We start from the raw sequence: 13,189 nt of genomic DNA, 5'->3' as shown, positions 1-13,189 counted from the left end.
CTGGGCAAACCTCGTCCGCGCGTGCTAAAACACGTTTAATCACAGGAGACGCGGTCAATGACGGCAACGATCGGTTCGAAGATCGGGCAGCGGCGCGGCATCGGCCGCCGCGCGCTGCAAGTTAGCGGATTGGGGCTCGGTACGGCGCCACTGGGCGGCCTTTACCGCGATCTGTCCGATGACGAAGCGCACGCAACGATCGCCGCCGCGTGGGACGCGGGCGTGCGTTACTTCGATACCGCGCCGCATTACGGCCATACGAAAGCCGAGCATCGTCTGGGCGACGCGTTGCGCTGCTATCCGCGCGGCGAGTTCGTGCTGTCCACCAAAGTGGGGCGCCGCTTCGTGCCGCGCACCACGCCCTACGACGGCAGCGAAGGCTGGCAAAACCCGCTGCCGTTCGAAGCGATCTACGACTACACGCACGACGGCATTCTGCGTTCGTTCGAGGATAGCCAGCAGCGCCTGGGCATTGTCGATATCGACATCCTGCTGGTGCACGATATCGGCCGTGTCACGCACGGCGACAAGAATCCCCATTACTGGCGGCAACTGACCGAAGGTGGCGGCTTTCGCGCGCTCGACGAGTTGCGTTCATCGGGTGCGGTTAAGGCGGTCGGCCTCGGCGTCAACGAAGGCGCGGTAATACTCGACGCGATGGCGGAGTTCGATATCGATTGCGCGTTGCTCGCGGGTCGTTATACGCTGCTCGAACAGACCACCCTCGACGACCTGCTGCCGGCATGTGAACAACGCGGCGTCAGCATCCTGTTAGGCGGCGCGTTCAATTCGGGCATTCTGGCGCGCGGCGTCGAAGGCGATCTGAAATTCAACTACGGCGATGCGCCGCGCGAAGTGATCGAGCGCGTCGCACGGCTGGAAGCGGTGTGCCGCGAGCATGGCGTGCCGCTTGCCGCCGCGGCCTTGCAGTTTCCCTATGCGCATCCGGCGGTCGCCACCGTGCTGACCGGCGCGCGCAGTGCCGATGAATTGCGCGAGAATGTGGCGTCGTTCGAGCAGCCGATCCCCGCGGCGTTGTGGTCCGCGTTGCGCGACAAGGGTTTGCTCGACAGCCGCGCGCCCGCGCCGGAGGATTGACCGACGATGCATATCGACGCCCACCAGCACTATTGGGACCCCGCGCGCGGCGATTACGAGTGGCTCACACCGGAACTGAAACTCCTGTATCGCCCGTTTGGCCCCGCCGACCTCGCACCGTTGCGCGACAGAGCGGGAATCGAGCGGACGGTGGTGGTGCAGGCGGCGCCGACCATCGATGAAACGCGTTACTTGCTAGATATCGCGCGCCATGAGCCGTCGATTGCGGGCGTGGTCGGTTGGGTGCCGTTGTTGTTGCCGACAGCGCCGGACGTGATCGATGCTTTTGCGCATGAGCCGAAGTTCAAAGGCGTGCGGCCGATGTTGCAGGATTTACCTGACGATACGTGGATCGCCAACCCCGATCTCGCCCCCGCGATTGAAGCCCTGATCGCACACGATCTTGCGTTCGACGCGCTGATTTACGCGCGCCACGTCGAGCACTTCGAAATCTTCGCGACGCGCTTTCCGGTGCTGCGCATCGTCGTCGACCATGGTGCGAAGCCGCCGATCCGTTACGCTCGCGCGGGTTGGCAAACATGGGCCGACGCGATCACGCGGCTCGCAGCATTGCCGCACGTGCATTGCAAGCTGTCGGGGCTCGTCACGGAGGCCGCGCCTGGCTGGACCGAAGAAACCTTGCAGCCGTATGTCGATCATCTGCTGGCGTCGTTCGGTCCGGCGCGTTTGATGTGGGGCAGCGACTGGCCGGTACTCGATCTGAACGGCGACTATCTGTTGTGGCATTCGGTGGCGAACACCTTGCTCGCGTCCTTGAGCGACGGCGAGCGCGAGGCGGTTTTCGGCGATAACGCCGCCGCGTTTTATCGACTTTGACGCGATGAAGACGAGTCGCGAGGACAAGAGAAGCCCATTCAACTGGAGTCGTAGATGACACAAAGACTGGCCGGCAAGACGGCCCTGATCACCGCGGCGGGACAAGGCATCGGCCTCGCCACCGCGGAACTGTACGCACGCGAAGGCGCGCGCGTGATCGCCACCGATATCCGCATCGACGGGCTCGCCGGCAAGCCGGTCGAAGCACGCAAGCTCGACGTGCGCGACGACGCGGCGATCAAGGCGCTGGCCGCCGAACTCGGCGCGATCGACGTGCTGTTCAATTGCGCGGGCTTTGTGCACGCCGGCACGATTCTCGAATGCAGCGAAGAAGATTGGGACGTCGCGTTCGACCTGAATGTGAAGGCGATGTACCGCACGATCCGCGCGTTCTTGCCGGCCATGCTGGAGAAGGGCGGCGGCTCGATCATCAATATGTCGTCGGCGGCGTCGAGCGTGAAGGGCGTGCCGAACCGCTTTGCGTACAGCGCGTCGAAAGCCGCGGTGATCGGACTGACGAAGTCCGTTGCTGCGGACTTCATCACGCGTGGTGTACGCTGTAATGCGATCTGCCCGGGCACGGTGGCCTCGCCGTCGCTCGAACAGCGGATCGCCGAGCAGGCTCAGGCGCAAGGCGTGACGCTCGACGTCGTGCAGGCGGCCTTTGTCGCGCGCCAGCCGATGGGCCGTGTCGGCAAGCCCGAAGAGATCGCCGCGCTGGCGCTGTATCTCGCGTCCGACGAGTCGTCGTTTACCACTGGTCACGCGCATGTGATCGACGGCGGCTGGTCGAATTGACGCACACCGAATATCACTGAAAAAGGACGTGTCAGGATGAAACTGCTTCGTTATGGGCCGAAAGGTCAGGAAAAGCCGGGCTTGCTCGACGCGCAGGGCAAGATTCGCGATCTGTCGACAGTGGTCGCCGATATCGACGGCGCCGCGCTGACCGCTGAAGGTCTCGCCAAACTGCGCGCGGTCGATCCGGCTGCGCTGCCGCTGGTCGAAGGCAATCCGCGTATCGGCCCGTGCGTCGGCAAGATCGGCAAGTTCATTTGCATCGGGCTGAACTATGCGGATCACGCGGCGGAATCGAATCTGCCGGTGCCGGCAGAGCCGGTGATTTTCAACAAGTGGACGAGCGCGATCAGCGGCCCGAACGATGACGTCGAAATTCCGCGCGGCTCGAAAAAGACCGACTGGGAAGTCGAGCTCGGCGTGGTGATCGGCAAGCCGGCGAAATACGTCGACGAAGTCAACGCGCTCGATTACGTCGCCGGTTATTGCGTGATCAACGACGTGTCGGAACGCGAGTGGCAGATCGAGCGCGGCGGCACGTGGGACAAGGGCAAGGGCTTCGATACGTTCGGCCCGATCGGCCCGTGGGTCGTCACGCGCGATGAAGTTGCGGATCCGCAAAACCTGAGCCTATGGCTCGAAGTGGACGGCCATCGCTATCAGAACGGCAGCACGAAGACGATGGTGTTCGGCGTCGCGAAGCTGGTGTCGTATGTGTCGCAGTGCATGAGCCTGCAACCGGGCGACGTGATTTCGACCGGCACGCCGCCGGGCGTCGGCATGGGCGTGAAGCCGAATCCGGTGTATCTGAAGCCGGGGCAGACGATCCGACTGGGTATCGAAGGCCTAGGCGAGCAGACGCAGAAGACTTATGCGGCGGAGTGAGTGGCTGGTGTAGTCGAAAGGTGTTGATCGATCATGAAAAAGGCCGTTTCCGCGTTGAGCAGGAACGGCCTTTTTTTATGACCCCCCTTCTTGGCGGGAGCGTTCAGGCGGGTTCACACATGTTGAGCTTTGAGCAGCCGCGCAAGCAGCGCGACCAGCTGGTCGACATGCTGATTTTCCGTGCGCCACGACGACACGCTGATGCGACACGCGGGCCTGCCTTGCCAGACCGTCCCGCCGAACCACGTTTCACCCGAAGCCTGCGCGGCCTCGCGAACCGCGACGGTTTGCTCATCGGTTGCCGCGCGCACCAGAACCTGATTCAAGACGACGCGATTCAACACTTCGAAACCGGCGGCGCGCAAACCCTCGGCGATGCGCGAAGCTTGCGCGCAATGACGATCGACCATGTCCTTCACGCCGCTCCGCCCTAAAGAGCGCAATGCCGCCCAGATCGGAATGCCACGCGGCCGGCGCGAGAACTCGAGGTTCAGGTTCTTTTGCGCATCGTGCGCGGCGCTCAAGTACGCCGCATCGCTGTTCATCGCCGCCGACAGCGCGTCCGCGTCGCGGCAGATCGCCATCGCGCCGTCGTACGGCGTGTTGAGCCACTTATGGCCGTCGGTGGTCCAACTGTCCGCGCCTTCGATGCCGTCCGTCAGCGCCCGCTTCGACGACGCCCGCGCCCACAAGCCAAACGCGCCGTCGACATGAACCCACGCGCCCGCTGCCTTCGCACGCGGAATCAGCGTAGCGAACGGGTCGAACTCGCCGGTGTTCACCTCGCCGGCTTGCATGCAGATGATCGTCAGCTCGTCGAGCGGCGGCAATTGCGCGGGGTCGATACGGCCGTGCGCATCGACCGGCGCGAGAACCACGCGCTTCATGCCGAAGCCGAGCACGCGCAGCGCCTTCTTCACCGTGATATGCGCGGTTTCGGAAATCACGACGCGCACGGTGGGTGCACCGATCAAGCCGTCGTTGTCGAAATCCCAGCCCTGGCGCGCCAGCAACGCGCGCCGCGCCGCCGCGATGCAAACCAGCGTGCAGGCGGTCGCGCTGGTGCCGAAACCGATTGCCGCTTGGCGCGGCAGATCGAGCGCATCGAGCACCCAGCGCGTTGCAATCTTTTCGATGGTGGCGGCCGCCGGCGAGTTGTCGAAGGTCGACGCGCATTGGTCCCACGCGCCCATCAAACGCTCGGCTGCCGCAGCCGCCGGCAACACCGCGCCGATCACGAAGCCGAAGTAACGCGGATCGTTCGACGCCACCGTGCCAGGCGAGCCGCTTTCGTCGAGCAGGCGCAGCACGTCGGCGGGTGGGTGGCCGTGCTGCGGCAATGCTTCGTCGAAGGCGGCGAGTTGCGCCAGCGCGGCGGCGTCCGGAAACACCCGGCGCTTGCCGATGGCCGCGAGGTAAGCGTGGGCGCGCCGGTCCGCGTCGGCTACAAGGGCGAGTTCGTCCATGAGGGTCCTTAAGGTCGTGGTGCCAGCAGGTCTAGAGATTGGCGAGATCGCGGCCGAGCTTCTGCAATTCGGCGTCGATTCGCTTGTAGTAGGTGAATTTGCCGATCCGCTGCGCGCGCACCAAACCGGCGTCGGCGAGGATGCGCATGTGCCGCGTCGTGGTGGCGGGCGCAATGCCGAGCTTGTCGGTGATGAAGGTGCAGCACACGCCGACCGTTTCGATGTCCGCGTGGTCCTGATAGGGGAAGTGTTGGGTCGGCTCTTTCAGCCAGCGCATCACGGCAAGCCGGCTGGCATTGGCAAGGGCGTTGATGCGCGTGAGGTCGTCCGTCATCTGGCGTCGGCTTTACTTGCGGGTAACGTTTCGTATATTAGCTAAATGACGAAACGTGAGCAACCGGCTTTCCGGCGGTACGGTTATGACTAGCGGCCCGTTGGCCGTTCAACCCGCCGGTTCGTGCTCGCCGCTGTCACTGATCCGATTGACGGTGCCTTGCGCAACCGCAACAAGCTTCTCGCGATTGCCGTCCATCACGTAGACGTTGCATTGGCAGGTCGCCTGAGTCTGACCCGCGTAGATGACCTTGGCGCGCGCGATCAGCGTGCCGTTAATCGCCGGCCGCAGATAGTTGATCTTGTACTCGCCGGTCACGACCTTCGGTCCCAGCGATAACGCGCCGGCGAACGTCAGCGCATTGTCGGCGAGATAGCTGATGACGCCGCCATGCACGAAGCCATGCTGCTGCCGCAGTTCGTCGCGGATCGGCAGCGACAGCGTCAGTTCGCTGGTGCCCGTGTGCATCAACTCGGCGCCAAGCAGCATGCTGAACGGCTGGGCATGCAGTGCGCCGCGCGCCCGGTCGAGGAGGTCGGTCATCTTGATTCCTTCGGGCATGGCCCGCGGTGGCATCTGCACTGGCGTGCGTTGTGCAGTCCCTACCCACTCTAGGAAGCGTGTGTGCACGGCGTCAAGGTGATTCGGAAAAATCCGCCACACATTGTTGTGCAAAACGACTGCAATTTTGAAGTTGGCCGATGAAAAGGGGACGTAAGGCGATTTTTAGGGAAATTGATCTCAAGCCACGCCTGACGTTGCCGTTAACCCGAAGGTAGCTCCCTGCCATTCTTTTGCAATTCAGGTGTTCACGATGTTCAGCAAGATCAAGGTCGCATCCGGCCTGTTATGTGTCCTGGCCGCGTTCTGCGTGTTCCAGCTTGTGACCGTTGGCTTGGGGTTCTGGTCGCTCACGCGCACTCACGACGACGTGGGCGATCTGTCGAATATCGCGTTGAAGCAGGTCGATGCAGTCAATGAAACGACGCAGCATCTGATGGATGCCCGTATCAACCTGTCGCGCGCCGGTACGCGGATGGTGCGCGGCGGCGCCGAGCCGGCCGACATCGTGCAGCACGCCCGTGAACAACTGACGGCCGCCGATCAGTCATTCGCCGCTTTCATGAGCGCACAGAAGACCAGCGACGAAAACAGCGCCCGCGCCACGGCGTTGGCCGAGCGCTATAAAAAGCTGCACGACGCGCTCGCGGAGCTGGTGCAGTTCCTCGACTCGAACAATATTCAGGCGTTTCTCGACCAGCCCACCCAGTCGTTCCAGGACGACTACCTCGCCGAGTCGCACCGCTTCGTGCAGTTCGGCGACGCGGCGAGCCGCGCGTCGCTCGATTCGATCGACGCACGCATGGCGATGTTCCGCGGCGTCAGCATCGCCATTCTGCTGTTGCTGGTAGTGGGCACGTTTGCGGTTCACATGGCGTTGCGCCGGGGTGTGGTGGCGCCGCTCGAAGAAGCCGGCCGTCACTTCGAGCGCATCGCGCTGGGCCGCCTCGACCAGCCGATTGCATCGCGCGGCACCAATGAAATCGGGCGTCTCTTCTCCGGCCTCGCGAAAATGCAGGCGAGCGTCGCGCGCACCGTGCAGACCGTGCGCGAATCCGCCGACTCGATCCACCTGGGCGCCGACGAAATCGCCACCGGCAACGCCGATCTGTCCGCGCGCACCGAAAACCAGGCGGCCTCGCTCGAAGAAACCGCGTCGAGCATGGAAGAGCTGACCGCCACCGTGCGCCAGAACGCCGAGCACGCCCGCGAAGCCAACGCGCTCGCCGAGACGGCGCTCGATGCGACCTCGCGCGGCAGCGAAGTGGTCAACGAAGTGGTTGTGAAGATGCGCGGCATCGCGCAAAGTTCGGACAAGATCGCCGAGATCATTTCGGTGATCGACGGCATTGCGTTCCAGACCAATATCCTCGCGTTGAACGCGGCCGTCGAAGCGGCCCGCGCGGGCGAACAGGGCCGCGGCTTCGCGGTGGTGGCGGGCGAGGTGCGGGGGCTGGCCCAGCGCAGCGCGCAGTCGGCCAAGGAAATCAAGACCTTGATCAGCGAATCGGTTGCCGAGATTCAGGGCGGTTCGATGCTGGTCGAGCATGCCGGCGAAGCCATGAGCAACGTTTCGGCATCGATTTCACGCGTCACGCAGATGATGGCCGAGATCAGCGCGTCGTCGCTCGAGCAGAGCACGGGCATCGAACAGGTCAATCAGGCAGTGGTGCAGATGGATGAGATGACGCAGCAGAATGCGGCGCTCGTCGAAGAGGCAGCTGCAGCGGCAGCTTCGCTGCATCAGCAGACGCAGCAACTGAAGCAGGCCGTGTCCGTGTTCGAAATTTCGGAAACTGTGTTGCGTACGCAACACATTGATGACATGCGCGGCCAGGCTGCGGTGTTTTCGCTGTCAGAAGCGCGGGCGATTTAAGCCCTGCAAGCGCCTGGAAAAATGGCGTTTGCCAATGAAAATGGCCCGCGCGAGCGGGCCATTTTGCTTTAGACGCAAGCGCCTAAGGGTGCCAGGCGTACCTGAGGGTACTTAGGCCGGCTGGATGTTCGCAGCCTGCTTGCCCTTCGGGCCTTGCTTAACTTCAAACGTCACCTTCTGGTTTTCTTGCAGCGACTTGAAGCCGCTACCTTGAACTTCCGAAAAGTGCGCGAACAGGTCTTCGCCACCGTCGTCCGGCGTGATGAAGCCAAAGCCCTTTGCATCGTTAAACCACTTCACAGTACCTGTTGCCATTTTTAATCCAGTAAATGTTGTGTGTTGCATTCGCGACCGCTATTTCTCAACACGAGATCGAGCGCGAGGTATGAGTTGTATCACGTCTTTATGATGGACGCCAATCAACAAGTATTCGGGTATTCCCCCGATAGCCCCGTTTTGAGCCCTTCGAGGCATTTTGAAGGGGTGCCCCGGCCGGTAGGGTAAACTGCTTGTATTACTCTTCCAGGAAAAACATTGACACATTATTTGCAAGAAGAACTTACGTCGTTCTGGAGTCGTTTGACCCCCTATCTCGCGATATTGGAGTCTAAATCACCTCAAGAAGGCACCCTGGATCCGGTCGGCCGAATTACCGTCGACACCGAAGATCACCAGGCTTTCGCCCTTCACACCACCGACCAGAAGCCGCACGGCGACGCGTCGGACACCCCCACCGGAAAAAGCGCGACCTTCACGCGATTTAAATCTGCCAACGCCGATTGGGGACCCTGGCAGCGCGAAGAGTATTGATCGACCGGTCGGTCGACTAAACCGGCGGCGTCCGGGTTTGACGGCGCTCGGCTCAGCCCGGCAGCGCCTCGTAGGCAGTTGCAAGGTGATAGGGCGTGGTCGACGGCATGTCTGCCCGCGCCACTTCACCCGCCGGCGTCTTGCATTCGAACCAGCCTTGCGGACGCAGAAAGCGCTGCTGGAAACGTTCGATCTGGCCCGGCAGCGTGGCTAGTGCAGCCGGGTCGTCGTGGCTCGCCAGCGCGCGCAGATATTCGGTCTGCGCCCAGATCCGCTGGGTGGCGTCCTTGATCCGGCCGGTTTCGTCGAGCGACGCGCAAACGCCGCCGGTGTCTTTATCCACACCGTGTTGTTGCGCAAAGCTGAACGCGCGCGCTAGCGCTTCGTTGAGACCCGAGGCCTCAAACAGAGCGCCCCCGCGTTTCACCAGCCAGAACCATTCGAACTGATGCCCCGGCTCCAGACGGTTGTCGTCGGCGCCCAGTGGCAACTCGGCGACGCAGCCGCTCGGCGCATGCACGAAATGTCGCGCGACGGCGCCGGCAAGGCGGCTCAACGCGGCGTCGAAAGCGGCATCGTGCGTGGCTTCGCGGGCCGCCAGCCAGGCCTCGGTCAGATGCATCAGCGGATTCTGGATCGGCGTGCCGGTCACGGCGGCGAAGTCGGCGTCCAAAGCGGCGTTGAAAAGATCGCCGTCGGCGGCAAAGCGAGACTGAATCAACGCCGACGTGCGATGCACGATTTCCAACGCGTCGCGGTTGCCGGAACGGCGGCCATATTCCGCGCACGCGAACACGACGAACGCGTGGGTGTACAAATCTTTGGTGGTGTCGAGCGGCACGCCTTGCGCATCCACGCTGTAGATCCATCCGCCGTTGCGTGTGTCCTGAAACGTGTGCGTCAGCGCGTCGAACAGCACCTGTGCGTGCGCCGCGTCACCGGCTTGCGAGAACACGAACAATTGTCGCGCGCAAGCCATCGCACGGTAGCGTGCGGCGGGAACCGGTCGATGATCGTCGGCGCTGACCGCTTCGTACGGCAGCTTCAACTCCGTGTTGAAACCCGGCCCGCGCCACAGCGGCAGCACCACGCGGGCGAAGTGATCGCGCAGCGTGGCAGCCAGGGAGATCGTCGAAGCGGCGGAAGGGTTCATGCTTTGCATAGTTCAGTTCGTCAAACGCGGTAATTCGAAACGCCCATTGATTCAGGTCATTCGGCGTGCGGCCAAGCATAAAGCAAACGCGTGCCGCTGGCACGCCGGCGCGGGAGCGCAATACGCGTCAAATGCTGTCCGGCCAACATGTCGTGCTCGATCCGTCGCGGATGGCTGCCCAGGTCGTGCCAGGCATTGAATACGAAGCGCTCTGCGAACGCGTGCGTCCACTGCCCGGCGTCAAGCCGTTCCGGCCAGACAGGGAGCCGTCTTAAAATTGGCAAATCGTCGGCGAATGGCTTCGGCAGGTGCATGCGGCCATGCGACAATGCGGTCTCGAAAAATTCCAATGGTATTGACGAGCGGTGCTCGGCGCCCGCTTTTTGGCGACGACCGCTTTTTTCTCTATGGCAGATTCCGCAGCATCCACGCAGTCCCGGCCTCCGCGCGCCGCTTCAAAGAAACGGCGCCAGGCCACCGTCTCGACCGAAACCGAAAACAAGCTGGCGCGCGCCGCGCGCTCAGCACAACGCCTCGCGCAATTGAGCGACGCTTCGCGCGACGATAGTACGCTCGACCTGTTCCCTGACGATCCCACCCGCGCCACCCTCGAAGCGATGAACATCGACGTGCGGCAAGGCACGCTGGATGGTTTCGAATTACCCGATGTGGTGCTGGCGGCGGTCGGCGCGATCGATGCCGACACGCCGTCGGACGCGAAAGCGGCGCGCCGCGCGCCTCGCGCTGCGAAGTCCGATGAACCAGCGCCGCTCAACGCGGAGTTGAGCGGGCTGACGGCGCAGGCTGAGGCGATATTGCCGCTGGACGAATTGGCTTTTGCCGAAGCGAAGCCGGCCGCCGAGGCCGCTGTCGAAGAAAAACCCGCGGCAGCGCCGCTCACGTCCGCGATGGCGGCGGCGACCGTGGCGCGCAGTGTGACCGCGCTGCGTCAAGCGAGCGAGCCGGGTGCGTCGGCGGATACGGGTTCCTCGACCACGGCCGGCGCCAAACCTTCGTTGCCATCGCAGCGCTTTGCGGCGACTTTCGCCAAGGCGACAACGGCTTCGCGCGAAGCAGCTGTGGCCGAAGCCGCTAATGCCACAACGGAGCGCGCTTCGCCTGAAAGCGACGCTGTGGCAGCCGCCGAGCCGAAGTCCGACGGCCAGCCGTCGGGCAATGTGTCGGCGCAGGCGAACGCCGCGTTTGGCGCGCAGTTCAGGGCGGCCCAGCGCGCCGAAGCGGCTGCGGCGGCATTGCGTGTCACGCCTGAACTCGACCGTGCGCGCGCAACCGCCTTCGCCGATACCGTCGATGCGCTGTATGGCGTGATCGCCGATCAACGCCGCGCCGCGACCGACCATTCACGCCGCATGAAATGGATGCTGTCGATCGTGGTCGGCGCGTTGCTGGTCACGGTTGCGATCGGTATCACGCAGACGGTGTTGCTGATGCGTCTGACGCGTGAAACCACGGCCCAGCAGCACCGTATCGAACAAATGATGCAAAACCAGCAAGCGGCCATGGCCAGCCTGCTCGACACCCACATGGCGATGGTCAACGCGGCGGCTGCCAATGCCGCTGCCGCTTCGTCGCCGGCCGCAACCCAGCAAGTTGCCGCCAGTCCGTCTCGTGGCAAGCGCGGCGCACGAACACAGCACGCGCACAAGCCACAAGCAGCCAATTCGCACTGATCTTCAGTGATCGCCGCACCGGCGTCAGCCGGTCGCGGCGACTCACTTTGCCGCCCGCCTGGCCGGCGCTTCTCCCGCTCCCCACGTGTTGCCGGATAGATGCCGTAAGGCGCCGCCCGCTGCCGGCCTCTCGCAAGTCGAATTCGCGTTTTACACTCTCGTTGCTGTTGCGAAGCCGGACCGGATACGCCAGCGCAATTTCTGACGGGAGCCACCATGCCGACCAGCGAGCACAAATATTCCATCGATGAACTGATCCGCGCGCTGCTTCGCGATCAGGGCATTCATGAGGGGCACTGGGCACTGAGCGTCGAGTTTTCGGCGTCGGGAACGTCGGTCAAGCCGCAGGATAACTCCGCGCGGACCCTGCCGGGCCTGATCGTGTCCGTCAATAGCGCGACGCTGGTGCAGTCGGAGAGTGCGGCGGCAGGCACTGTCGACGCCGCCGTGGTCAACCCGCGCAAAGGCATGACGAGCGCGAAGCCGGCGCGAATCAGGAAGCCGCAGTCCACCACGCTCCAATAGGCGGGCAGTTTTGACCCTGAAAATGAAAGAAACGGGGTCGTTGTCATGATGCAACGCACCATGCTCATAAAGCCTGCGGCAACGCACCGCACCCGAAAAATTGCTGCATTGCACTAGCTTTTGCCTAGGGAAAACCCTATAATTCTTTTTAAGGGAAAACCCTAGCAAATTGCAGTAACCAACTGGGAGTCGCCATGAGCTTCATTTTTGCACTGTTCCAAAAGGTCAGCGACCTCTTTGCGTCGCCCCATCTGCCGCTGGATTCGGACTACTCGTACGAAGCGCGTAGCCGCGAAGCACAGCGTGTGCGCCAAGCACAGGCTACGTTGTTCGGCATCAAGCTGACCGACTAAACAGCCACGTTGTACAGCCTGAGCGCGGATCATCGCGCATAGGTGCGCACCTCGAGTGCGCCTCGCCTTATTGAAGCCACTGCTCGCGAAACGCGTGCCGTGGCTTTTGTTTTTTCTGGCGGCATGCTCGCCGAATGTCTGATCTGTCCGAATATTTCCCCGCCGAAATGAATGTAACGGCGCCTGACATGGCGCCGCTGCGCCACGCTGCCATTCCGGCGCGCATCACGCTGTAGACCGGCGGCGAAGGCAAAAAAGCGCGCTGTCCATTGCTTCCCGTGTATGAAATGTACGCTTACAAGTGCTCACGTCTTCACGCGGTTTGCATCGCTAAAGTTCGTCTCAAGCGTACGGCGTCTGGTGTGAACCTGAATTTGCAGTCCAAGGTCGACCGAACACGGACGCCGGCTTGACACAAAACTTTGCCTGGGAGGTCACTATGAAAACCTTTAACAAGACGTCGCGTTCGATTCTCGCTACTTTGCTGGCCGGTGGTGCTTTGCTCGCCGCCGGTAGCGCCTTTGCACAGGAGCGGGTCGTTGTCGAAAACGGGCCGGGTCCCGCGGTTCACGGTCAGCCGCACATGATGCCGGTGGACGTCTCGATCAATATCGGCTGGCATGGCGATCGTTACTACGACGGCCATCGTTACTGGGAACATGACGAGTGGATGCGCCATCATCCGCACGACTACGATCCGCGCCACCACGACCGCGACGATCATCGCCCGCCGCCCCCGCGTTACTGATGCGCGGATGACGGCGCCGCTCGACGCGGCGTGAAGTCCACGAAGCCGGTCTTT

The 13,189-nt window shown here is 62.9% G+C and carries 16 protein-coding genes; 10 read left to right on the top strand and 6 right to left on the bottom strand.

Features of this window, described 5'->3' with window-relative positions; translation table 11 throughout:
• Positions 1 to 57: 57 nt before the first annotated feature.
• From AC3WOG_RS35230 to AC3WOG_RS35215, 4 genes are read left to right on the top strand one after another with little or no spacing between them, the layout of a single operon-like run.
• On the top strand, positions 58 to 1,098 hold the full coding sequence (locus tag AC3WOG_RS35230) for an aldo/keto reductase (protein WP_492582325.1): 1,041 nt from the start codon (positions 58 to 60) through the stop codon (positions 1,096 to 1,098).
• Positions 1,099 to 1,104: 6 nt separating this feature from the next.
• A complete protein-coding gene (locus AC3WOG_RS35225) occupies positions 1,105 to 1,935 on the top strand; it encodes an amidohydrolase family protein (protein WP_492582324.1) in 831 nt (276 codons plus the stop codon).
• A 54-nt stretch (positions 1,936 to 1,989) separates the two neighbouring features.
• Positions 1,990 to 2,733, top strand: a complete 744-nt coding sequence (locus AC3WOG_RS35220; RefSeq protein WP_492582323.1) for an SDR family oxidoreductase — start codon at positions 1,990 to 1,992, stop codon at positions 2,731 to 2,733.
• Between the two features lie 36 nt (positions 2,734 to 2,769).
• A complete protein-coding gene (locus AC3WOG_RS35215) occupies positions 2,770 to 3,618 on the top strand; it encodes an ureidoglycolate lyase (protein ID WP_492582322.1) in 849 nt (282 codons plus the stop codon).
• Positions 3,619 to 3,731: 113 nt separating this feature from the next.
• Here AC3WOG_RS35215 and AC3WOG_RS35210 read toward each other — a convergent pair whose 3' ends face one another.
• The 3 genes from AC3WOG_RS35210 to AC3WOG_RS35200 form a co-directional block, all read right to left on the bottom strand.
• On the bottom strand, positions 3,732 to 5,084 hold the full coding sequence (locus AC3WOG_RS35210) for a pyridoxal phosphate-dependent decarboxylase family protein (protein WP_492582321.1): 1,353 nt from the start codon (positions 5,082 to 5,084) through the stop codon (positions 3,732 to 3,734).
• A gap of 31 nt (positions 5,085 to 5,115) precedes the next feature.
• Positions 5,116 to 5,418, bottom strand: coding sequence for an ArsR/SmtB family transcription factor (locus AC3WOG_RS35205; protein WP_492582320.1), 303 nt, complete (start codon positions 5,416 to 5,418; stop codon positions 5,116 to 5,118).
• Positions 5,419 to 5,526: 108 nt separating this feature from the next.
• On the bottom strand, positions 5,527 to 5,961 hold the full coding sequence (locus AC3WOG_RS35200; protein WP_492582319.1) for a PaaI family thioesterase: 435 nt from the start codon (positions 5,959 to 5,961) through the stop codon (positions 5,527 to 5,529).
• A gap of 271 nt (positions 5,962 to 6,232) precedes the next feature.
• Between AC3WOG_RS35200 and AC3WOG_RS35195 the strand changes: the two genes are divergently transcribed.
• The gene (locus AC3WOG_RS35195) at positions 6,233 to 7,855 is read left to right on the top strand and encodes a methyl-accepting chemotaxis protein (protein WP_492582318.1); all 1,623 of its coding nucleotides are present in this window, start codon (positions 6,233 to 6,235) and stop codon (positions 7,853 to 7,855) included.
• Positions 7,856 to 7,966: 111 nt separating this feature from the next.
• Here the strand turns inward: AC3WOG_RS35195 and AC3WOG_RS35190 are convergent, their stop codons facing one another.
• Complete coding sequence (locus tag AC3WOG_RS35190; protein WP_007178724.1) at positions 7,967 to 8,170, bottom strand: cold-shock protein; 204 nt, start codon at positions 8,168 to 8,170, stop codon at positions 7,967 to 7,969.
• A 219-nt stretch (positions 8,171 to 8,389) separates the two neighbouring features.
• Between AC3WOG_RS35190 and AC3WOG_RS35185 the strand changes: the two genes are divergently transcribed.
• On the top strand, positions 8,390 to 8,665 hold the full coding sequence (locus AC3WOG_RS35185; RefSeq protein WP_492582317.1) for a hypothetical protein: 276 nt from the start codon (positions 8,390 to 8,392) through the stop codon (positions 8,663 to 8,665).
• A gap of 52 nt (positions 8,666 to 8,717) precedes the next feature.
• On the opposite strand, the gene AC3WOG_RS35180 is transcribed toward AC3WOG_RS35185, so the two are convergent.
• Together AC3WOG_RS35180 and AC3WOG_RS35175 are read right to left on the bottom strand one after the other, a co-directional pair.
• Entirely contained in the window at positions 8,718 to 9,827 is a 1,110-nt protein-coding gene (locus AC3WOG_RS35180; protein WP_492582316.1) for an AGE family epimerase/isomerase, read from the bottom strand.
• Between the two features lie 47 nt (positions 9,828 to 9,874).
• Complete coding sequence (locus AC3WOG_RS35175) at positions 9,875 to 10,168, bottom strand: hypothetical protein (protein ID WP_492582315.1); 294 nt, start codon at positions 10,166 to 10,168, stop codon at positions 9,875 to 9,877.
• A 57-nt stretch (positions 10,169 to 10,225) separates the two neighbouring features.
• On the opposite strand from AC3WOG_RS35175, the gene AC3WOG_RS35170 reads away from it, so the two are divergent.
• The 4 genes from AC3WOG_RS35170 (at position 10,226) to AC3WOG_RS35155 (ending at position 13,135) form a co-directional block, all read left to right on the top strand.
• On the top strand, positions 10,226 to 11,509 hold the full coding sequence (locus AC3WOG_RS35170) for a hypothetical protein (RefSeq protein WP_492582314.1): 1,284 nt from the start codon (positions 10,226 to 10,228) through the stop codon (positions 11,507 to 11,509).
• A 216-nt stretch (positions 11,510 to 11,725) separates the two neighbouring features.
• A complete protein-coding gene (locus tag AC3WOG_RS35165; RefSeq protein WP_492582313.1) occupies positions 11,726 to 12,034 on the top strand; it encodes a hypothetical protein in 309 nt (102 codons plus the stop codon).
• 194 nt (positions 12,035 to 12,228) lie between these two features.
• Positions 12,229 to 12,387 (top strand): hypothetical protein, encoded by a 159-nt coding sequence (locus AC3WOG_RS35160; protein WP_410837869.1) that lies wholly within the window; start codon positions 12,229 to 12,231, stop codon positions 12,385 to 12,387.
• A 439-nt stretch (positions 12,388 to 12,826) separates the two neighbouring features.
• The gene (locus AC3WOG_RS35155) at positions 12,827 to 13,135 is read left to right on the top strand and encodes a hypothetical protein (protein ID WP_492582312.1); all 309 of its coding nucleotides are present in this window, start codon (positions 12,827 to 12,829) and stop codon (positions 13,133 to 13,135) included.
• The last annotated feature ends 54 nt before the right edge of the window (positions 13,136 to 13,189 follow it).

The sequence above is a fragment of the Paraburkholderia sp. FW306-02-B genome (assembly GCF_058782725.1).
The sequence above is the reverse complement of the archived record's forward strand: the minus strand, read 5'-3'. Positions and strand labels throughout refer to the sequence as shown.